The organism is Megasphaera hominis (assembly GCF_014269395.1).
Classification (GTDB): domain Bacteria; phylum Bacillota; class Negativicutes; order Veillonellales; family Megasphaeraceae; genus Megasphaera; species Megasphaera hominis.
Map to the genome: position 1 here is coordinate 1 of NZ_JACOGK010000040.1, position 21,181 is coordinate 21,181.

A 21,181-nucleotide genomic window follows, 5' to 3' on the forward strand; every position below is an offset into this window, starting at 1 on the left:
TGCAATGATTGAGGATTACATTGGCTATTACAATACTAAGCGTTTACAGAGAAAACTGGGTGTAGTAACCCCGATGGAAAAGCACAATAACTATTACGTGGCAGCATAAAAACTGCCACCGGATATCGGTGGCAGTAATAAGTACATGTTTTATTTTTTGCTCTGTCTACTTGACGGGGAGCGGTTCAGCGGCCCGGGGCTGGGCTTCTTTTTCCTGCCAAATGGAAAAAGGCTGCTGAAGATAGGTTCCCTGGCCTCTCAGTTCCCCTTTGGCAAGCTTATTGACGGCTGTCTTAAAGAAGAGAGATAAGGCCCGGGACAAATCGGAGTAGCGGGAAAGTGTGGCATAATGGCTACGATTTTTCTCTTCATCACTGATAAAGCCACTGATAAAGGCTGCACCCAGATTATCCACATCTGCCCGTAGGACAGCCAGTCGATGGATGCCCTTGCCTTCCGCGTCGGCGCTGAGGTCTGCGAGCTGAGAAAAATCCATGACCTGCCGTTGTTCATCGCGGCATACATAATCGGCTACCCACAACCGCTGATTAACGAGTTCTCCCGTCACAGCTTTATTTTTCCCGTACAGGCGAAGAATATCATGGTCTTTTGCAAAGGCCGTCAATTCTTTCACTGGCACGACATAGACCGACGCCTTGTCGCCCCAATTGTAGATGGGCATGCCCGATGGCTCTTTGTAGTGAGTTTTCTTGGCAATGACAAAACATGTATCGACATAAGAGACGAGCATATGGCCCAAGCGATAGAGCCCGGCGCACATAGGGCACGCTTCTTGATCCATATCACTATCACCATAAGGTTCGAGGTCTGCCGTCGACGTATGACAAATAGCGCATTCCCGCGTAGCGTCATGAACTGCATTTATACCACTTCGTTCATCGAATAAGGCGCTCAACATTTCTGCGTCGTACCGTTGAATCTTGTCCTTTCCTACAGATTGGCTGGCCCGGGCAAAAACACTTCCTTGACTATCTGATTGCAAGAGCTCTGCTGCCGTACACGGAGCCATACCGGCTGCTAAATAGATACGTGTACCGACGTGTGACAAGAGCCAGGCATTGACAGCCTGTTGTTGCTTGGCGACACTGGCACGGGCTGCTTCTGTGTTGGGTAAAAGCGCATAAAAATGGCCACCACCACTATATAAGAGATTGATTCTTGAAAGGCCTGCATCCTGCAAGAGTCCGTCAATGATATTTTCCATGAGAATTTCCAAATAGAACGACCGGCCCCGCAAGGATTTCAAGGCCCCCTTCGTTGGAATGGTATAGATGAAATCCTGAATTCCTGACAGGTCACCTGAGACGAGGAGAAAGGCCTCTTCTTGGCGGAACTCCTTGTTTTTATCAAAGCAGGCTGACTTGTAATCCGCTCGTCCTTGGTCCGCAAAATATGCAGCCATACAGGTTGCTACAGCTGCTGTAACCTTGGAATGCATATATAAGGAAATATCTGCCAGTTCTCCTGTATTTGTACTAGACGGGACAAACGACGTGACATCCTCGTAAATCCGCAGTACTTCATTACAAGACATAAGCGGCAATGGCTTCCGTTGAAAATTCTCCTTCAGTATCTGCACTAATCGGGCATAAGTATCACTTGAAGCCTTAATAGATTCCTGCAAGGGATAATTGAATCGATCTTCTTCATTAAGTCCACGCAAATGGTACTTACCGAATGGCGCCTGAGCACTGCCTCCGAACGCAGAAAACACAGAATAAAGAGGCATTTCCTTGTCAAATGTCCCTTCGCCACCTTCCTCCAGAGTTCGTCGATCCACACCAGATGCGATATTATCCGCTTCATAGACAATATACGCCAAATCATCCTTTTCTAACTTAGCTTTGTCCAATTCCCGTCCGTGATGATAGCGGACACACCGCAGCAATTCCCGGCCTGAGTCCGTATCACCAAGAAAAGGCTTCAAAAACTCCGCGCCCCTCTGGGAATGAGTTCCTGACAACTGATTGGCACGATACACTAATTTCCCTATATCATGCAACAGTGCTGCCTTGGCTAATACACGTTGATCACCTTGTGTCATATAACTCCTCCTAACTATAATAAGGTCTTATATTTTTCTATACTGTAACAATTCTTGATGCAAAGCTGGATTCCTGCTTTTTTGACGTTAAAAATACTAGTCAGGCTCAATTATATCATTTTACTATTATTTATTTCTATTGTAACAAAGAAAAGAGACAGATGCCTGTCCCAGAAAAAATTTCATCGTCATTTAAACGAAAACGCTCCTGGAAGAAGGAGCATTTTTGTCGTACGTACTATGCTTTCGATTTTCCGTCCCCTTAAGGGGCGCAATACCCCTGTGCGGGTATTGCGGTTCATGCGGCCGCAAAAAAGGCCGCATGAAGGAGGACAATGTTTAGAAACATAAAATATATTTGAAGCCGAAATAGCAAAAGAAAAAAGTTAGTCTCCGTCCCCTTGCGGGGCTAATGTTTAGAAACGATGGAAAGAGAAAACCCTTATCGTTACTTAGACAACAACATGTTTCCGTCCCCTTGCGAGGATAAGTTTTAGAAACATGCGGGAGGACCAGGCAAATACAGTGAATTGGGATAATATGTTTCCGTCCCCTTGCGGGGCTAAGTTTAGAATCGGCGATAACAAATACCGCTCTTTCCTCCGTGCCTTGCATAAGGGTTTCCGTCCCCTTGCGAGGATAAGTTTTAGAAACCGGGATATGAACCCGGATGCATCTGGGACCTCTACAACAATAAGTTTCCGTCCCCTCGCGGGGATAATGTTTAGAAACAATTAGTGTTTCATTTCATGAATAGTTACCACCCAGCCGAACTGTTTCCGTCCCCTCGCGGGGATGATGTTTAGAAACACTTAGCAAGTTACTGCTATAAGCAATACTTATATATGGAATTGGTTTCCGTCCCCTCGCGGGGATGATGTTTAGAAACTTCGCAAAATCAAAGACGGCGAACCGCTCACCGGTGGCACGGTCGTTTCCGTCCCCTCGCGGGGATGATGTTTAGAAACGAGACAGCATGACAAAATTGCATCAAATGTACAGCGAGGCGTTTCCGTCCCCTCGCGGGGATGATGTTTAGAAACACTACAAAAAGAGCATGGGCGAATACATGGGCATGGATGAGTTTCCGTCCCCTCGCGGGGATGATGTTTAGAAACGCTTATTATTGACGAACGAAACAAGGTAACGCTGAACCTCAAGTTTCCGTCCCCTCGCGGGGATGATGTTTAGAAACTGACGTCTTTGTCTCGCGCGATAGTGGCCGGACCTACAGTACGTTTCCGTCCCCTCGCGGGGATGATGTTTAGAAACAACGGTATCTGCTATCGGCAATAGCCAAATGCGGCTCTAGTTTCCGTCCCCTCGCGGGGATGATGTTTAGAAACACATCGGGAGCGAGTTGTGTTACGTCTGCCATTATAATACGTTTCCGTCCCCTCGCGGGGATGATGTTTAGAAACAAGATAAAAAAAGTGGTGAATATGTACTTGACAGCAAGGGTAAAGTTTCCGTCCCCTCGCGGGGATGATGTTTAGAAACTCGTAGTAGAAAACGTAAGACTCAGTTATGTACATCTCTTGAGTTTCCGTCCCCTCGCGGGGATGATGTTTAGAAACGACTTATCGAAGAAACACAGGAAGGAATACCCGTCATGCCAGAAGTTTCCGTCCCCTCGCGGGGATGATGTTTAGAAACACAGAAATGTATAAGGCTTTAGAAGGTAAAAAAGTTGCCGTTTCCGTCCCCTCGCGGGGATGATGTTTAGAAACCCTATCTCCTGGAACCCGCATTCTCATGCGGTTCAAAAGGCCATTATCGGCGCTGATGGAAAGTGCTGTCATGACAGCACTTTAATTTGTTAAGAAAGCGCTCACGAAGCCAGTGTTTATGCGGGCCGGCGCTGTTTTGGCGTTTTCTGGCACACCACTACGTATAGTATATCTATAGTTCCAGCTTTTTTCAAGCCTTTGTGTTATGAACCTTGTGTATGGTGTAGCATTTCTTCCTATAACATATATGCCTCCTCCAAGTATAGGTAGGTATTAGGGATGTATCATTCCAATCGTCTGCGTACAGCTAATGGCACGTCTTCTTCGTCTACGACGCGGCGTACGGTCGTTTGTTTTTCTTCTGCGTCTTTGATAATGGCCAGGCACAGATTACAGAACGTACGGCTGCCGTGATGATTCAACTCGTTAGTAAAAAGCTTGCCGCACAGGTCGCACGTGTGGTCTTCCAGCCATTGACGGCACGTGTGGCAATAGTGGTGCTCTTTCAGCGTTTCCAGTTTTAGGAAGATTTTTTGGCAGCTCTCGCAGGTATGAGCTGGGACGAGATCCTTGCGCAGGAGAAAGGCCGGTTCCAAGGGGTTGCTGACGCCTTGGAAGCTGTCTTCCAGCGTCACGTCGGGACACGCTTCTTCGATGGCCACGATGATGCTGGCAAATCCTTTGCTGCTCATGTCCGGATGGAACCAGTTTTGCGGGATAGCGTCTTTTTCTTTTAGAGCAGGCCATTGCTCCCGGATGGTCTGGGGGCTGACGAAGTAGTACTCTCTGTCGGCGCCGGTGATTTTGAGGCGGCTCGCAGTACATTCGTCAATAAGGTAGGCTTTTATATCGCCAGGCCCCCAGTGTCTCAAGGCCCAGATATCAATTTTGCGAAAGCCGTCCCGCTTGACGAAGGCGAACAGACTGTCATCGTCAGCAGGGATGACGCCGGTCTTTTGAATGTCCTCTTGCAGATGCCGGATGACTGCTTTCTTGGCATCATTCCGTACGGTCCAGCTAAGCAGGACGACGGCAAAGACGACGACGCCGGCCATGGCAGCGCGGTTGGGCATGGCGGCGTAAAAGAGGGCGCCAAAGCCAACGATCAGCATGGCATGCCGCAAAAGGATGAGCAGGAAATTGTAGACGATTTGTACGATCAAAAGGGCTGTGCCCAAGACGACCATGACCAGCGTACCAGCGATGGAAAGGGCCAGGAACAGGACGAGCAAGGCGATAATGGCGACGATGATAAAGAGGATGTACGACATAAACGGCTCACTTCCCTTCCCTAAACAATTCTTCTGTCTGCTGCAAACCCCAGACGCCACACCGCTTACATGGAAACATGGATGCTCCCGTCCTTATTGAATTGCGGTTCATCTATAGCGTAAATGACACGGCCCTTCTGCTCCAGCTCAGCGGCCGCATCAGGCCGGAGGACACCCCGTTCCCGCGGCGTGCTTTGGGCCTTAACGGCGACCCACTGGTCTTCCTGATCCTTAAAGAAGAGGTCCAGCGTCAAATAGAAATGGCCTTTATCGTATCCGGAAATGGCAAATTCGCCACCGGCGTAGGTATAGCCTTGTTCCAGTTCTTCCTTGATAATGATCTGGTCAATCTTTTCCTCGCACGCCCGGGCAATCTGGTCCAGGGATTTTTCAAAAAACGGTGCCGTCAACTCTTCAATAAAACGGCTGAAGCGGTCAATCATCTTTTCTTCGCTCATGGCAATCTCCTTTCTGGCCTCAGACGGTCAATTGCAATGTATCTTCCATGTCCTTCGTAATATCGGCTTCCTGGTTTTCAAATTTACAACGGATATGGGCCGGCACTTCGCTGGCGTCTACCTTGCGGGTCGTCGTTTCTTCGATCCATTTGCCGTCTTCCTTATAGTACATGCGGTGCATGATACCCGCCATGCGGCTGACCCCTTCGACGATGAGGTCGCCGACGATGACGGCTGCATAGGGCACGTTGGGCTTGACCTTGGCCCAGGCGCTCTTGAGCTTGGGGATGAAATCTGTCAGCCAATCGAGGATGCCCTTCCAGTTGGCTACGACGAGAACACTGCCGATTAAAATACCGAGACCTACTAATGCAGGAATCATAGAACGTACACTTCCTTTCTAATGAGTTTGCTTATCTTCTGGCTGCATTTGCTGCCGTACATACGCTTCTGAGACGACGCGTTTTTCTGTCGTCACGGCCTGTCCCGCGTTGGCTGCCTTACCGTCCCGGATATGGCCGAGCATTTCCTCTACGTAGGCCTGGGAAACCAGGCTGTCACCGTGCCTGGCTGCCTTGAAGGCCGCCAGGAGGACGGCGTTGGCAATATCACTGCCGGTAAGCGCTGCGTATTGGCCGGCCAAATACGCGCAGTCCAGGTCGTTAGGCATTTCTTTGGGAATATAGCGCTGCCAGAGGCGGAAGCGGCAGTCGTAGTCAGGCAGTTCAAATTTGATGTGCAGAGAAATGCGGCGCATAAAGGCCGGATCAAAATTTTCGATGAAATTGGTCGCAAAGAGAATAAAGTCCTCGTACTCATTGAGGAGCATGAGCAAAACCGAGCGCGTCTGGTTGACGCTTACATCGGTGGCGCTGGTCATGTCCGTCACACGCCGGCTGAGAATGGCATCGGCTTCGTCAAAGAAGAGGATGCTCCCCGTTTCCTTGGCAGCAGTAAAAGCCTTGCGAATGTTTTTAGGCGTTTCGCCCACGTATTTCGACTCGATGTCGGCGTAGTTCACGATCAGAATAGGCCGCCGGAGGTAGCTGGCAATGGCATGGGCCGCCATGGTCTTGCCCGTCCCCGACGGACCGTAGAGGTTGATGCCCAAGCGCTTTGAATAGGGATGGGTCTTGGCCAGGCCCCAGTCTTCAAAGACATGCTTGCTATTGGCGGCATAAGCGGCAATATCGAGGATCTGCTCGCGCACACGCGCAGGCAGAATCAGATCGTCCATAGTATACTTCGGCGTTTCCGGTACAAAGACGATCCCCTCTTTTGCAGGCTTTACAGCTCCTTTCGTTGCTTCATTTTCCTCTACGCGTCTGCCAATTCCCATCTCTTTTACTGCACCATCCTTTTCCACGACAAATCCCATCTATATTACTAACTATAGCGTATTGTCTTGCACTTAGCAACAACATATCACGTTCAGACAGGCCCTGCAGCTCATCCTTTATAGTATAACAAGGCAGACAGACAAAGGGCTGTCCGGGCAGACGGATTGTTTCTGAGAGCCAGAGGCGCGCGAAACGGCCAGGATTTTATTATTATAAATAATCTGTCCCTTGTTTTCTCCCTTAATTTATGGTATCTTTTAAGGCATAAGGAGTGATCACGGATGCATACGATAACCGATACCAGCCTCATTTCTCAAACCTGGGATAACGAGGTGTTGGCCTATGTGGCCGCTATTTATAAGGAAGCAGGCAAGACTGAGCTCTATGTCCAGCACCATGGCGATGCCTTGGAAAAGCTCGTACCACCGGCACGTTTACAAAGCACCGTAGCGTCAGAGTCTCTGGCAGGGCTGACGACGTCAAACAGCCGGGTTCTCCATTTGGTTACCGGACAAATAGAGCCACGCAATCTGGATGAACGGGAATTGATGGGCTACTACGCCGTTATCCCGCTGATGACGCAGGACCTGCCTGGCTGGCGTATTTCTAAAAAATACATAGTAAACCTCCATAAGGCTCTCTATAGCTACACGCACAATCCCGTCGCCGGACTGACGAAAACGGGGCTGCATGCCATTACAGATACGGCAGGCGCAGAGATTTTCCTCCCCGTTACGCCTTACGAAACGCCAAAAGCATTAGATGATTTGTGCGCAGCCTACACGGCAGTACACGGCCAGGTCAATCCGCTCGTCGCCATCAGTGCCTTTCTCTGCGATTTTCTTTCCATCCATCCCTTTGATGATGGCAACGGCCGCGTAAGCCGTCTCTTGCTTTCCCGTCTGCTCTGGGATCAGGACTTCTGTGTAGGCAAATACATTTCTCTGGAGGAAAAGCTCCGGCAAACGCAGGCAGAACACGACGCGGCCCTGCGCCAGGCCCAGCAAGGCTGGCACGAAGGCACGAATGACACGACGCCTTATGTAAAATACATGCTCCATACGCTCCTTTCCGCCTACGAAGACCTCAACGCCCGCTGCGCCACTATGGGCGAAAAACTTCCGGCCATCGAAACGATCCGCAGCGCCGTCGCCCAGCGCCAAGGCGATTTCAAAAAGCGGGACATTATGGAAATGTGCCCCGCCCTCAGCCTCAGCACCGTAGAAGGCGCCCTGCGCGAGCTCGTACGGACAGGTGAAATCGAACGCTATGGCGTGGGGAGAGCCATTACCTATCGGAAAACTATGTAAATAAAATTTAGACTAAAAAACGGCCCGGGCCACACAGGAGAGCTGTGCAGTCCGGGTCTTTTGTATTAACTGATTTTTTGTACCAGCGCCAAGGGAACAAAAATCACCTATTTCCCTGTGTCACCTGCAATTGATAGGTGCTGTATGACCATTCAGAATGGCTATTCTTTTTCTAGGTTTTCTGCGTAGGGAAATGTGTGTTTTACATAAGCGGCCATAGGAAACATAAAATCTAATTCAATCGAATCGGCTGTGACAAAGCTTGAACGGTCTACCAGCTCTTCTAAGGCAGCCAAAAATATTTTTAGCTGCGCCATCCCCTCCCAGCGTTTGCGTTGATTCCAAACAGAACGGACAGTTCCCCAGCTTAAGCGGCGTTGCAGCTCTACATCACTCCATGCTTCAATTTCAGCGGTGTTGTCAGTTAAGGCAATACCATTAGAAAAACAGGCATCGAGCTTTGCCAGGCTGGCAACAACGCAGCTTGCTTCCTTTACGTTGCAACGGTGCGTATAGGTGCTAATATCCGGAAGCATGGCTATTTTTTCACGGTTTTCGTGAGAATTTCCCTTGATTTTTTGTATCTCCTTTTCTTTATTCCATACAGAATGACGGATAATCACCTGTTCGATATTTTTTCCTTCTCTGTCATCAGCATAGACACTCCATGCTATTTCTGCGCAGTTTGGATAATACAAAACGCACTGAAAAATTACTTCACACATGAGTTCGTCTTTGTCTTGGATATATAGGTATTCTGGTTCTCTAACATAATATTCGGCAACAGTCTCTAGCTGCAACATCCGCAGCGGGATAATCGGTTTGGAAACAATGTGAACCTTGGCAATATTTCCTTGCTCACGTGCTTCAAAGTACTCCTTGATGTGGATCATATACATCCGTCCCTTTCATGCTCTGTCAGTTATGCCAGCTAATTTTATGCTACGGTTGCTGCTACGCTCTTTTCACCTGTTGATTGTATTGTAGCATACAGTAGCGTCCGCATCCCATCGCATTTTCCTATATGCCGCATCGTTTCCGGCAACGAAAAAAGCAGCCTGAGCTACACATACCTGGTGTGCAGTTCAGGCTGTTGGCCTTTATGTTATCGGACGATGCCACGTTTTTGTTCTACCATCGTGATAAGGTCAGAAAGCCATTCGCTGATGAGCGGCAGGTCGAGGTCGATGACCTGGGTAACGATATAGAGAATAATGGCGAATATCAGCGTGGAGCCGAGGGCTGCGCCGACGCCTCTAATGATTCCCGCCAGGAGATTATAGACGATAAACCGTTTCCAGTCGTTCCGCAACAGCAGGATATCGCGTAATACATCAATGAGGTCATTCATCTCATTGGTCGTCGCTTGGAGCCGGCTTTGCAGGTCTTCTAAAGGGGAAGGCTCTATCTTTTTCTCTGTCTTTCCAAACCATAAAAATTTCATCATCGATCCGTCCTTTTTGATCCGGGTCACCTGTGTCAGCCAGATCCACTGTTGCCGGTATGACAGGCTACTACGCGTTTTGTCCCTTTCATTATATCATATTGTATCGTTACAAATAAGTAGTGAGAAAAACGGCCGTGCCCGCACATTTTCTGTGTGCTGGTACGACCGTCAGGCTTTTCTCCTATTTCAGGTCTGCTTCGTGAAAGGGAACCCATCCTTCTAATCTTACATCTTTTTCCCAATGATTTCCCGTGTCATCAGGTTCTTTGCGCCACGTTTCCTTGTACATATATACCATGATAGGAAAGCCTTCTTGCTCATTTAAGGCAAAGATTTCTTTTGCCCGTGCTTCATCGGTTGTGACGAATGCGATACGGCTTCTTTGTCTGAATCTCGTAAAAAGCTCCTTGCATACATCCGTTACGGATGCTTCAGGTGTTCTATGCAAAAGGTCCTGTTCCAGGTCAAAGATGCCTATGGGATCCGCAAATGTTCTTGCCGCACTTGCCGCCCTTTCTGCCTCTATATCCGCAAGGTTAATCCTTCTGTCGCCAGCCTTGCCAGGAACAAGAGAATGGGCCATGCTTCTTTCTTCTATTCTATTTCGGACTAGTACAGCTGCAAACGCAATCGGGATTTCTTGCTGCTCGTATTCGCTGCTTATGTTATCAACGGATTCAAGGAGCTCTTCCTCACGCTGGGCCATGTCTTTATTTTCCTCAGTGAAAAAGGAGTCGAATGCTGCGCCGAACGTTTCAAGGAAATCCCCTTGCTTTTCTTTTGCCTTTTCACGCATAGCATGGAACGCGCGCTTGGAAGGTTCGCTTAGTATGTCTTGTGCATACTTCAACGTATGGCAGGCCAGGTCATTTTGCAGGTTCTGCATATTGACTACGGCATGCCAAAGGGCCGGTTCGTTTTCTTTGCCCGTTTCTTTTATTTTTTCCAAGCGCTTGTACATTTCTCCTGCGCTGCGGGAAGCAAGAGGCCGGGCTAGCTGGTTCAGGACAATGTCCGGCACGATAAACTTATTTTTCCGGTCTTCCATGGCCTTTAGGATGGGGGATTTTTCCATCGCTCCGGATGCTTCGTCATAGGCGCTCATAAACAGGTATGGCTTAGACAGGACGGCCTCATCTAAAAAAATTAAATGCCCTTTAGTGACTGCCCGATCATACTGATTCTTTATCGTGAGATTGTCCGGATAAAGCCCCAGGTTTTCCAGGATAAACTTTTTTGTTTCAGCTGCATCATTGTGATTATATCCCAATAAGGATTTAATATTTTCTTCCTTTAAAGTGCTGATGAATGCCTGGTAACGATCTGTCACATAGGCTTTGTAAAGAGCTTCGCTGCCCCAATCGCAGAGTACCTTCGTGACCAAATTCCGGTCATTGGGGAAACAAAGAAACCAGTCCGTAAGAAACGACTGATCTTCCAGGTACGAAAACCAGGCCGGCTGATTGCTGTCATGACTACATAAGATGGGCAAGATTTCCTTTTTCAAGCGCTCCAGCCCATAGTCTGCTTCTTTTACGGCTTGATCAAAAAGGCCACACACGGCAATATATTGTGAATCACTCATTTCCGTACGGCCCTCTTCCCAATCAGCCAGGGTTTCCCTGGCTATGCCTGCGAAATTGGTAAAATCGGCTTCGCTTATGCCAAGATTCATCCGTATTTCTTTCAGGGACGCTTGCATCACCTTGATGATGTGTTGCCTTTTTTTCTTGTAAAAGTCCACATCTTCGTGGAAGAAGCTAAGTAACGCCTTGTACGTGCGTTTAAATGCGGGACCATGGCCGTCTTTTAACGCAGGCTTGCCTTCTTTCGTTTCTACATCTGTTGTATCGTATTCCATCTTTTCCTCCTTTGTTGGCAAACGTCTGACTTCTGCCACACCTTAGATTTTTTAGTTGATTCTGTATCTAAAAAGCATTTCTCATGATGCAGGTGCCTTTCACCGACCTTGCCAATCTTCTATATCTGCCCCCAATATTTCAATTGTTTCTTTGCGAGGGGACGGCAGTAGCACACCTTACCATCGACAATCCGTTTTTCCAAGTTGCCTTTAGCATATTCTCTGGCGACAAATTGTTTTTCTTCTCTAGCGCAGTCCCAGGAGTTGCAGATAATCCGGTCGATGGTCATGAAAGAGTGCATGGCTGCGCGGGCTTCCAGATACGTTTTGACCAGGCTGCCGTCACCGATGATTTCGATGTCTTCCCGGACCGCTTCTTCTAAGCAGGCAATGATGTCGCGGTGGTAGTCGCGGGTGACAACGTTTTTGAGGACCAGCACGTAGACGACGAGGCAGATGACAAAGCCCAGGTTGCTTGGGTAGGCAAAGATATTGGCGATGACATAGGGAATGGTGACCAGTGGATAGCGAACGGCGATGGTCAGGCAATTGACGATTGCGCCCAACATGCTTGCAAAGAAGAGAGTAATCATGACGAATGCCGGTGATTGAATATGCAAAGCAAAAACGGCAATAAAGGAAATGACGGCCACGATGATGATGACCTTGATGATCCAGATAGTTGTTACTAACATACACATGCACTCCTTTTCGCTTTTTTAATAGTTTAGCAAAGGAAGCAGACAAACGGTTGTCCTATTAAAAACAAATTGTCGTGAGTCACTTGCTAGTAAAGGCCAGGCTACTCGGTGCCTGGCCTTTTGTGATCACTTACTTATGACTTGTGTGCCGTACTTTCCGGCTTCTTTTTTTAGCGTCCTGGCGGATGCGGTCCAGTTTGCTGTCTACGGCTTCGCTGAGGCAGTAGTCTGCATCGGCATCGGCGTAACGCATAGCCGTGACGACGTCGTTCATGACTTCAAAGTTGAGGTCTGTGCCTGCTTCGTCGGCCAGATAATCTACGGCGCGGTCAGCGTCGATGCCGTATTGGCTGGCTGTTTCTACGGCGTCCATGTTGGCGCCGAGGAAGATAAATTCCCAGCCTTGTTTTTTCTGGGCTTCAATCATGTGTTTTACTTGTTTCGTCGTGAATTCGCGGCTGGCGTTTTCCAGGCCGTCGGTGATGATGACGAAGAGGACCTTTTCAGCGCGGTAATCCGGGGCGGTCATTTCCTGGACCTGGCTGATTTTGCGGATGGTTTTACCCATAGCGTCAAGGAGGGCTGTGCAGCCGCGAACGTAATAGTCTTTGTCCGTAAGCGGGGCGACGGCTTGGAGATTGATGCGGTCGTGGAGCACTTCGTAGTCGTTATCGAAGAGAACCGTCGTCAACGTGCATTCGCCGTCTAAGGCTTTTTGTTTCTGGAGAAAGCCATTGTAGCCACCTAAGGTGTCTGATTCCAGACCTGCCATGGAGCCGCTGCGATCGAGGATAAATACGAGTTCTGTCAAATTCTTTTTCATAAAAAAGACCTCCTTTTTGATGTATCCTTGTTTCTTGTTACTTACAGGATACGCCAAAAGGGAGGTCTTGTGGTCGCCTTCAAAGCGACATTGCTCAGCTGGCGCCGAGGAGGGGCTGGTCGTAGTAGAACAGGACCTTGTTGATATCGTAAATATCGTAGTAGCCCGTGGAGATAAAATACTGGACGATGACGTCGAATTTCTGGCTCCGCGAGAGGGTGTAGCCTGCCCGGGCCAAGAGGTCATCTGTTTCATCGAGGTTCAGCTCTAAGGCAATGGCCAGAGCCAGGATGGTGCGCTTGCTCGGCAAATAGCCCTTGCCCGTGCGGATTTTGGAGAAGAGACGCCTGTCGATGTTGGCCCGCTTGTATACTTCTGCATCGGTCATGCCTTTGGCGTCGATGAGGCGCAGTAGGGTCGTGTTGAAGGGTTCATCGAGGTCGGAAATCATATGTTCCAAGTCGCCTAAGCGGGGCTTTGCCGGTTTGCGGCGATACGATACCCGAGGTGCCTGGGCGATTTCTTCTGCGTCTGCTTCGTGCGGGGGAATCAGATCATAAAGCACGTCTGCCTCGTAAGAGATTTTGTCCGTTCCTTCATAATAGCCGGCGACGTAGCGCTGGACCGGTTCGAGCAGTTCTTCCCGTACGGTGTAGGCTGTACGGTCGTACATGACGAGCTGCACGTCCAGGTCGTCATGGTCTTTGAGGAAATCCCGGATGGCCGTGACGGCAATGTCCAGGGCTTCTGCCTTAGGATAGCCGAAGATGCCGCTGGAAATGAGGGGAAAGGCAATACTTTGGCACTTATTTTCCCAAGCCAGATCCAGAGCTGACAAATAGGCCGAACGCAGGAGCTGGGCGCATTGTGCTGCCTGGCCGGGGCTATAGACCGGGCCGACAGTGTGAATAATGTACTTGGCCGGCAAGGCAAACCCCGGCGTAATGACGGCATCCCCTGTCTGTACTGGTGCCATAGAATCACAGGCATGCTGCAATTCCAAAGGACCTGCCTTGTGGAATATAGCGCCGCATACGCCGCCGCCCATGGCCAGCTGGGAGTTGGCCGCGTTGACAATGGCGTCGACAGACAATTCTGTAATGTCTCCTGCCACAATAGAAAACGGCATGGTATCATCTCCTTTTGTATTGGATCAGAGCCACGTGCTCTGTCTTAGTCAAGCTGTATGGTTTCTAAATCATCGGGCACATAGAGGTGGCCCGTGTAATACTGTTTCCCTTCAGCCGTATAGAGGGCCTTGCGTTCCTGCAGGTGGCTGTCTTCCGTATGGTAGAGAATGACGTTGGCCGCGCCGAGGGAGGCTGCCAGCTCACAGGCGTCCTTGACGGTGGAGTGGTGTTTTTCATAGGGATGGAACATGTCAGCCTCGCCGTAGAGGCAGAAGGCTTCGTGCAAGAGCCACGTGCAGCCTTTGGCATAGCGTTCTTCGCACGGATTGTACGGTTCATCGCCGCAGCAGACGAGGCGTTTCCCAGCTGTGAGGTCCAGGGCAAAGCCGTACTGCTTGGCCTTGGTGGACTGAATATCGAAGAAGGTCACGGCATGGCCGGCCAGGGTCTTCGTTTCCCCGTCGTGGACGGTAATGAGGTGGAGGCGTTCGCCGATAAAATGGACTTCCTGCGGCTGGAGCAGCTTTTGGGCCAAGTCCTGGAGAAGCACAATGACTTCGTCGTGGCCGTAAATGCGGGCTTCACCGGTATATTGGCCACTTTTCATATACTGGCAGATCATGCGCATCATCCAGACGATGCCCAAGAGGTGATCGATATGGCGGTGCGTGACGATGATGTCGCGCATAGCCATCCAGTCGTAGCCGGCAGCGCGGAGCTGGCGCAGGACGCCGTTGCCGCCACCGTCGACGAGGATGCAGTGGTTCGCATCATCCTCCAAGACAAAGCATGTATTATAGCATTGCGTGACCAGGGCGTTGCCGGTCCCTAACATGGTAAGTTTCATGGGAATGACGTCTCCTATCTGGTAAAGCGCACGACGTACGTCCCCAGGACCTGGCGGCACGGAATGTGGGCGGCCTCGGCGGGCGTAAACGGCGCATGGCTGTAGGTGTGTGCTGGTGCTTCCGGAATAGCCGGCAGAGTTTTGCCGATGCTTTCGCCATGGGCATCGTGGTCTGTGAAATGCCAGGCAAAGGAGCAGTCGCAAAATTCCTTATTGGCTGTAATCGTTTCGGCAGGCCGCAGCTCCGGTGTTTCGCCTAAGAAAAAGCAGCCGTCGTTATCCTTTTCGGCCGGACACGAACCGGCTACGCCGACGGCCGTAAAGGAAAGATCTAGGAAATCCGTCGTGAAGGTGACGGTCTTGCCGTGCCGCGTAAAGGGCACATTGTCCCAGTAGCCGATGTTCAGCCAGCCCCGTTTGCCGTCCTTTTCGACGGCTGTATTGAATTCGATGTAGCCTTTGCTGTCATCGCGGACTTCGGCGTTGAAGCGCACGACAGGGCGCAGGGATGTAAAGCCGGCCGGCAGAATGGCCCGCATGCGGTCCTGTTCGATGCCGTAGGCCATGACGTATTGTTCAATCTGCATGGTTTCCTCCTATGGATACGATATGCACGTCTGTGCCAAAATCCTGTAACAGGCGCACGAGGTCACCTGCCGCCAGCCAGACCGTGGCCGTATTGTCATTTGGGTGGACGCCGATCTTGTGCCCCAGAAAATCTTCGTCCAGGTAAAACTGAACCGCATGGTCTGCATCATGAAGAAGTCCTAAGGGTGTGACGGCACCCGGCGTGAGGCCTAAGTACGCCTGGAGGTCGTCAGCCGAGGCAAAGGACAAGGCGCGCAGTCCGTTTTCCTTGCGGAAAGTCTTCAAGTCGACCTTCTTCTCCCCTTTTACGGTGAGGAGATAATAGTTGCGTTTCTTGTCGTCGCGGACGAAGAGATTTTTCGCGTCCCATTCGGGATAAGGCAAAGGGACCGCTTTCAATTCTTCCATATTAAACACGGCCTGATGCTCTGTCACTTCGTAGGTTACGTCCTGCTCTGTGAGCCAGGCGTAGATTTCTTCTTTGTTCATAGGGCACCTCCTCTAATCTCCCTTAATTATAACAAGAAGGGATGTGCAGTACAAGAAAATCAAAAAAACGGACCCCTTAGGTTGTATCCTAAGAGGCCCGTCAGAAACAGGTCAGAGGGTTAGCGTTTGTCTTCTACACCGAGGATTTCACCGATAAACATCCAGTGCGGTTCCCATTCGCCTTTCGCGTTGACAGGATAGGCTTTCGGGTTTTCCTTATAGTAATCCTGTACGTCCTGGGCAATATCTTCTTTGGTAAACTGATGCTGATAAATTTTGCGGCAGAGGAAGGTCAGGTTAGCTTCCTTGTAGCCTACGCTGTCGCCCATAGCTACAGGTGTAAGGCCGGCGTTGACATCTTTTTCTTCGTTGCGCCCTGTATGGGAGCCCATATAGCCCAGGGCTTTCTTATAGGACGGATCGAAAAAGCTGACCGTAAAGGAGCCGTTCTGTTTTAAAAATTCCGTCGTATAACGGGCCGGATGGAGATAGACCGTAACGATAGCGCCACTCTTGCCGGGCCGCGTCCAAATTGTGCCCAAGCTGCCCCAGCCGATGGTGCAGCCGTCATGGGATTCTAACGAGCCAGCTGTAGCCAGAGCCCACTGGTTTTTAAAAAGATCAAAGACTTCATACTTTTTTGCTTCAAATGGTTCCATAGCAAATATCCCCCCTTTTTTGTCTTCTTTTTCGTTCGTATCTATAATATACGAAATATAGCAGAATGTCCAGTACGTACTTAAAAGTACCTTACGTACCTTTACGTGTCAGGGTGCAGGACAGGGTCGTCATCAAGACAGCGCCGCAAGATCCACTTCGTATTCTGAAAGGGATACGGTGCATTGTCCTTGCGAAAATATTCAATATCTACGACCGTAACGACTGCCTCATGATTATCCTGTCCCGTCGGGACGACGACTTCTTCACCAATATCGATGGTATCGTCATCGGTCAGGTAATAGTAGCTCGGGCCATTTTCGTTAAAGACGACACTGCAATAGATGTATTCACATTGGCGGCGCCGTGGCCGGTTATACGTCCATGGTGAAAGCATTTCCTGACGGCTGTAGAATTGGAGGAAATCCAGTAGGACCGATGCAAAGTCAGGAAAATCCTGTGGCAAACCGAGCTTGTCAAAGGAACCTTTGTGCACGACAGGCGAACGACGCTTGTAGACAATCGTAATGCTGTACTCTTTCTGTTCATATGGCATAGGCACGACATCAGACGGGTTTCCCTGCGTGTGGGCAAAGAGATAAGACGCATCGAAGCTATCCAACAGCGCCGGCACACCGCCTTCAATTTCATAGGTACTCGTTACTTTACAGTTCCGTGCAATTTGCCGCACGTGTTCGATTTTTTCCTTTTCCCGGTCGATGATCAGCCGTTCGGCATAATCCCAGTAGACGTAGTCGCCCAGCTCGTCCGCTATCTGATGGGATACGTCAATCTTCGAGTGGCGGTTGTACTCTAGTGTAATCCGTTCGATTTCATCGGCTTCGCATTCGCCATCAAAGGCAAAGAGCGTGTTGTCGTGCAGGGCTTCTCGTAAAAGGTTCGACAAATTTCGCTGGTCTTCAGCCTGATCCACACAGAGGGGGCCTTGAAAGATATACGTTTCCCCTGCCGTATTGGTCAGTTCCAGCACCCACGTGCCCACATCGAGAACCGTATCCGTCTGTGAGGGATCAGCCTGGGAAAAATGGTCCATCAACGTTTCAAACAAAATCTGCAGGGCCTCGTTTTCAATGGTGTAGTTCTGGCGGCGCACCTTTTGATTTAACTCCCGTCCGTTACCAAAGGCATAGCCTGTCAGCCAGACCCGGCCCTTGGCATTGACTGTCACATGCTGCTCAATTTCTTCGAAGGGCTCCGGCATAGGACCGTAGGACATCGTATTGGAAACGAGGCGCATGCGGCTCAAACGGCCTTGAAAGCGGTATACAGGTTCTGTTGTCAAGGCAGCCAGCCGTTCCAGTGCCAAGGCCAGCCACTCCCGGTTTTGCCGGGCCATAAGGGTCTTTTCATCACGAGCCCAGGCACTCCATAAGGAATAAATGGCTGTACCGATGAGTGTCACATCAGTTACGGCAGCCAGGCTCTTACGCAAAGCCTCCCGGTCTACCGCAGCCAAGGGTTGCCCCTGCGCTACGACAATGCGCCCGGCGTCGGCAAAGCCAAACGCAAGGCACGCGTCACTAAAAATGGCACTGCTGAGTTCCCAAAAGCTGCTGTCCTCATTTATAAATTTTTCCTGCCACGTTACAGCAAATTCGTGTATTTCTTTTCTATCGGCCATAGTGGGACCTGCTTTCTTAGGTAATACCATTCGTCATAAATAACGATTATTTATTATCATTATTATATCACAAATTTCACTAAAAAAGCGGCCCTGTCTGAAAAGACAAGACCGCATTACAGAAGATTTTTTCTGCCATCCTACGGTGTATGACCGACACACTGCCCTGCTGCGTAGGCTTCCTCCATGGCCGGTGTACCCAGGACTTCTCCCTTTTTCCAGACATGGTCGCCGTAGATAATCTGGCGTACATGGGCGCCGAGGCTGGTCCAAATGGCAGCCAGATCATCGCCTACACGGAGGAGACCGCTTTTGCCGTCATGACCTGTGACGATGATATACACGTCCTTGCCGCCCAGGTCCTGCCATTTGGGCAACAGGCGGTCGATCATGACCTTCAGTTGGCCGCTCATGGTGAGGAAATACGTAGGCGACGCCAGGACCAATACCTGCGCCGCGCAGATTTTCGCCAATACGTCTGCCATGTCGTCAGACTGCACACATGCGCCTGTCTGAAAACAGGCGTAACAGGCGAGACAAGAGCGGATCTCCTTTTCCTGAAGATTGATTTTTTCTACGCTGTGTCCCTTTTCCCGGGCACCGCGGGCAAATTCATCGCATAAGAGGTCCGAATTCCCCTGCCGTCTGGGACTGCCGCTAATAATGAGTATCTGCATGTACATCCTCTCCTCAATACCAATCGTGTTTTTCCCGCCGGTCAAGCTTGGCAATCTGAGCCATTTCCCCGTCAGTCAGGGAAAAGTCGTAAAGCTGTGTATTGGCCAGGATATGGGCCGGGTTGCTGGAGCCGGGAATAACGACGATGTGACGCTGCAATAGCCAGCGCAAAATGACCTGGGCAACGGATTTCCCATGGGCCGCCGCAATGGCCGTAAGGACAGGATCGCTCAGGAGCTCTCCCTGATGGCCTCTGCCGCCTAACGGATACCAGCCTTCTACAGTAATGCCAAGTCCCAGGCCTTGGATGTACTGTACGACGTCTGTGTCCTGATAATACGGATGGATTTCGTTTTGGACAAGAGCCGGGACGGTGTCCACCCGTGGCAGGAAGTCTTGCAGTTCCTGAATGTAGAAGCAGGAAATCCCTAAAGAACGGATGTGGCCCTTGGTGACGGCACGTTCCATGGCCTTGTATGCTTTCACGTCATCCCTGCCCGGGTGATGTAAAAGCATAAGGTCGATATAGCCTATGTCTAATTTTTCTAATGCTTCAGCAATTGCCGCTTCAGGATCTGCATATTGGTTCGGATAGAGCTTCGTCGCTACGAAAATCTCTTCTCTTGGCACAGACGACGTGCGCACGGCCTGGCCCACTTCCCGTTCGTTACGGTACAGATTAGCCGTATCAATGAGGCGGACGCCCAGGTCTAAGGCGGCGTGCAGGGACTGAATGCAGGTACTTCCCAAAAGATTGTAGGCACCGATACCATGCGTCGGCATGGCGTAGCCGCTGTTGAGCTGCACCGTATGCGTTGAAAGATCAAACTGTGTCATACGTTATTCCTCCTTGCTATTTTCTAATGTCTTCTTATTATATAATACCACAAAACATTTTCTCTTATATCAAATATATATTATTAATTTGTATCAATTACTTGAAGATAAAATAGAAATGAGTTATACTAAGAATGAGATAACTATACGCAATACGCATACACAGAGGGGAGGTGTAGTACAATGGAAATCAGAGTCTTACGGTATTTCGTAGAAATTGCCAAAGAAGGCAACATGACTCGTGCGGCCAAAAACCTGCACGTATCCCAGTCTGCCCTCTCCAAGCAAATGAAAGAACTGGAAGATGAATTGGAACGTCCGCTCTTTACGCGAACCAAATCGGGCCTGTCTTTGACAGAAGCAGGGGCTCTCCTGCACAAACGGGCTGAAGATATTTTGAATATGGTAGATAAGACGACAGATGAATTTGCATCCTTAGATACCGTAAGAGGGGGTAACATCCGGATTGGCTGCGCCGAGTCATATCTTATCAAGTACCTGGCACGGACCATTAAGGAATTCCGCAAAACGTACCCTCTCTTCCATTTCCACGTTTCCAACGGGGATACCGAGCAATTAGAAGAACGCTTGGATAAAGGATTACTGGACTTTGCCGTCATTGTCGAACCACCGGACTCTACAAAATATAAATATCTCGCATTCCCTGGCACAGACCGCTGGGGCCTGGTCATGCGCAAGGATCATCCCTTAGCCAAAAAGGAACACATTACCCTGGCCGATTTGTCTAATATCGATCTCATCTGTTCTACGCAGGGCATCAAAGGCGACTTGCCCGCATGGAGTAACGATAAATCTCACAAGCTCCGCTTCATCGGTACAGGCGACCAAATCTTTAACAGCGCCGTCAGCGTACGCGAAGGCCTGGGCTGTCTCCTCACCTTCGAATACCTGGCCAATACCAGCGAGGAATCGGGCCTCGTCTTCCGGCCGCTGGAGCCACCGCTGGAAGTGAAGATGTACATCATTTGGAAAAAAGTCCAAACCTTTACCCCCATTGCCGACCAGTTCCGGAAAAAACTGATTGAAACCTATGGTCCGGAACCGGAAGACACAGGGGAAGAACCAACAAAGGAACCATAAACTGCAATGCAGAAGCCCTGATATGCTCCCTTCTAGGTAGACATGAGAAATAATAAAATCTCACTCTACTTGGAAGGGAGCATTTATTATGCATAGAACTAAGGTTTGTGCAGAAGAAAAACTACATACGGTGCTAGATATTCTTGCAGGAAAAGAATCAGTATCTCATGCTGTAGCACGATTGTCAGTAAACAAATCCTCTGTAC

The 21,181-nt window shown here is 49.7% G+C and carries 21 protein-coding genes and 1 CRISPR repeat array; of the genes, 3 read left to right on the top strand and 18 right to left on the bottom strand.

The window, feature by feature from the left end; all coding sequences use genetic code 11:
* Window positions 1-4: 4 nt before the first annotated feature.
* Window positions 5-109, top strand: coding sequence for an IS3 family transposase (locus H8J70_RS12910; RefSeq protein WP_425489114.1), 105 nt, complete (start codon window positions 5-7; stop codon window positions 107-109).
* 57 nt (window positions 110-166) lie between these two features.
* Here H8J70_RS12910 and cas10 read toward each other — a convergent pair whose 3' ends face one another.
* The 5 genes from cas10 to H8J70_RS10965 form a co-directional block, all read right to left on the bottom strand.
* Window positions 167-2,065 carry a type III-A CRISPR-associated protein Cas10/Csm1 gene (cas10, locus tag H8J70_RS10945; protein ID WP_186504330.1) on the bottom strand — a complete coding sequence of 633 codons (1,899 nt, stop codon included), beginning with the start codon at window positions 2,063-2,065 and terminating at the stop codon, window positions 167-169.
* 619 nt (window positions 2,066-2,684) lie between these two features.
* A CRISPR array of direct repeats spans window positions 2,685-3,795; the repeat unit is 35 nt; unit sequence GTTTCCGTCCCCTCGCGGGGATGATGTTTAGAAAC.
* Window positions 3,796-4,079: 284 nt separating this feature from the next.
* A complete protein-coding gene (locus tag H8J70_RS10950; RefSeq protein ID WP_186504331.1) occupies window positions 4,080-5,066 on the bottom strand; it encodes an NfeD family protein in 987 nt (328 codons plus the stop codon).
* Between the two features lie 65 nt (window positions 5,067-5,131).
* The gene (locus H8J70_RS10955) at window positions 5,132-5,524 is read right to left on the bottom strand and encodes a hypothetical protein (protein WP_186504332.1); all 393 of its coding nucleotides are present in this window, start codon (window positions 5,522-5,524) and stop codon (window positions 5,132-5,134) included.
* Window positions 5,525-5,543: 19 nt separating this feature from the next.
* Entirely contained in the window at window positions 5,544-5,906 is a 363-nt protein-coding gene (locus H8J70_RS10960) for a hypothetical protein (protein WP_186504333.1), read from the bottom strand.
* 18 nt (window positions 5,907-5,924) lie between these two features.
* Complete coding sequence (locus H8J70_RS10965) at window positions 5,925-6,890, bottom strand: ATP-binding protein (RefSeq protein WP_222433693.1); 966 nt, start codon at window positions 6,888-6,890, stop codon at window positions 5,925-5,927.
* A gap of 255 nt (window positions 6,891-7,145) precedes the next feature.
* Here H8J70_RS10965 and H8J70_RS10970 point away from each other — a divergent pair, with 255 nt between their 5' ends.
* Window positions 7,146-8,174, top strand: a complete 1,029-nt coding sequence (locus tag H8J70_RS10970) for a Fic family protein (protein ID WP_186504335.1) — start codon at window positions 7,146-7,148, stop codon at window positions 8,172-8,174.
* 161 nt (window positions 8,175-8,335) lie between these two features.
* Here H8J70_RS10970 and H8J70_RS10975 read toward each other — a convergent pair whose 3' ends face one another.
* The 13 genes from H8J70_RS10975 to H8J70_RS11035 all read right to left on the bottom strand — a co-directional run bounded on the left by H8J70_RS10975 (window position 8,336) and on the right by H8J70_RS11035 (window position 19,874).
* Window positions 8,336-9,067, bottom strand: coding sequence for a hypothetical protein (locus tag H8J70_RS10975; protein WP_186504336.1), 732 nt, complete (start codon window positions 9,065-9,067; stop codon window positions 8,336-8,338).
* 212 nt (window positions 9,068-9,279) lie between these two features.
* On the bottom strand, window positions 9,280-9,621 hold the full coding sequence (locus H8J70_RS10980) for a DUF5665 domain-containing protein (RefSeq protein WP_186504337.1): 342 nt from the start codon (window positions 9,619-9,621) through the stop codon (window positions 9,280-9,282).
* Window positions 9,622-9,802: 181 nt separating this feature from the next.
* A complete protein-coding gene (locus H8J70_RS10985) occupies window positions 9,803-11,482 on the bottom strand; it encodes a helix-turn-helix transcriptional regulator (RefSeq protein WP_186504338.1) in 1,680 nt (559 codons plus the stop codon).
* Between the two features lie 119 nt (window positions 11,483-11,601).
* Complete coding sequence (locus tag H8J70_RS10990; protein WP_186504339.1) at window positions 11,602-12,177, bottom strand: hypothetical protein; 576 nt, start codon at window positions 12,175-12,177, stop codon at window positions 11,602-11,604.
* A 136-nt stretch (window positions 12,178-12,313) separates the two neighbouring features.
* The gene (locus H8J70_RS10995) at window positions 12,314-13,006 is read right to left on the bottom strand and encodes a vWA domain-containing protein (RefSeq protein WP_186504340.1); all 693 of its coding nucleotides are present in this window, start codon (window positions 13,004-13,006) and stop codon (window positions 12,314-12,316) included.
* A 94-nt stretch (window positions 13,007-13,100) separates the two neighbouring features.
* A complete protein-coding gene (locus tag H8J70_RS11000; RefSeq protein ID WP_186504341.1) occupies window positions 13,101-14,135 on the bottom strand; it encodes a macro domain-containing protein in 1,035 nt (344 codons plus the stop codon).
* A gap of 44 nt (window positions 14,136-14,179) precedes the next feature.
* The gene (locus tag H8J70_RS11005) at window positions 14,180-14,983 is read right to left on the bottom strand and encodes an MBL fold metallo-hydrolase (RefSeq protein WP_186504342.1); all 804 of its coding nucleotides are present in this window, start codon (window positions 14,981-14,983) and stop codon (window positions 14,180-14,182) included.
* A 14-nt stretch (window positions 14,984-14,997) separates the two neighbouring features.
* A complete protein-coding gene (locus H8J70_RS11010) occupies window positions 14,998-15,570 on the bottom strand; it encodes a hypothetical protein (protein WP_186504343.1) in 573 nt (190 codons plus the stop codon).
* Window positions 15,560-16,060: a prolyl-tRNA synthetase associated domain-containing protein gene (locus tag H8J70_RS11015; protein ID WP_186504344.1), complete on the bottom strand. Its 501-nt coding sequence runs from the start codon at window positions 16,058-16,060 to the stop codon at window positions 15,560-15,562. The genes H8J70_RS11010 and H8J70_RS11015 overlap by 11 nt, the downstream gene beginning before the upstream one ends.
* A gap of 119 nt (window positions 16,061-16,179) precedes the next feature.
* A complete protein-coding gene (locus H8J70_RS11020; RefSeq protein WP_186504345.1) occupies window positions 16,180-16,719 on the bottom strand; it encodes a flavin reductase in 540 nt (179 codons plus the stop codon).
* 101 nt (window positions 16,720-16,820) lie between these two features.
* A complete protein-coding gene (locus H8J70_RS11025; RefSeq protein WP_186504346.1) occupies window positions 16,821-18,359 on the bottom strand; it encodes a hypothetical protein in 1,539 nt (512 codons plus the stop codon).
* 140 nt (window positions 18,360-18,499) lie between these two features.
* Entirely contained in the window at window positions 18,500-19,036 is a 537-nt protein-coding gene (locus tag H8J70_RS11030) for a flavodoxin family protein (RefSeq protein ID WP_186504347.1), read from the bottom strand.
* 13 nt (window positions 19,037-19,049) lie between these two features.
* Window positions 19,050-19,874, bottom strand: coding sequence for an aldo/keto reductase (locus tag H8J70_RS11035; protein ID WP_186504348.1), 825 nt, complete (start codon window positions 19,872-19,874; stop codon window positions 19,050-19,052).
* Between the two features lie 183 nt (window positions 19,875-20,057).
* Between H8J70_RS11035 and H8J70_RS11040 the strand changes: the two genes are divergently transcribed.
* The gene (locus H8J70_RS11040; protein WP_186504349.1) at window positions 20,058-20,975 is read left to right on the top strand and encodes a LysR family transcriptional regulator; all 918 of its coding nucleotides are present in this window, start codon (window positions 20,058-20,060) and stop codon (window positions 20,973-20,975) included.
* Window positions 20,976-21,181: the final 206 nt, after the last annotated feature.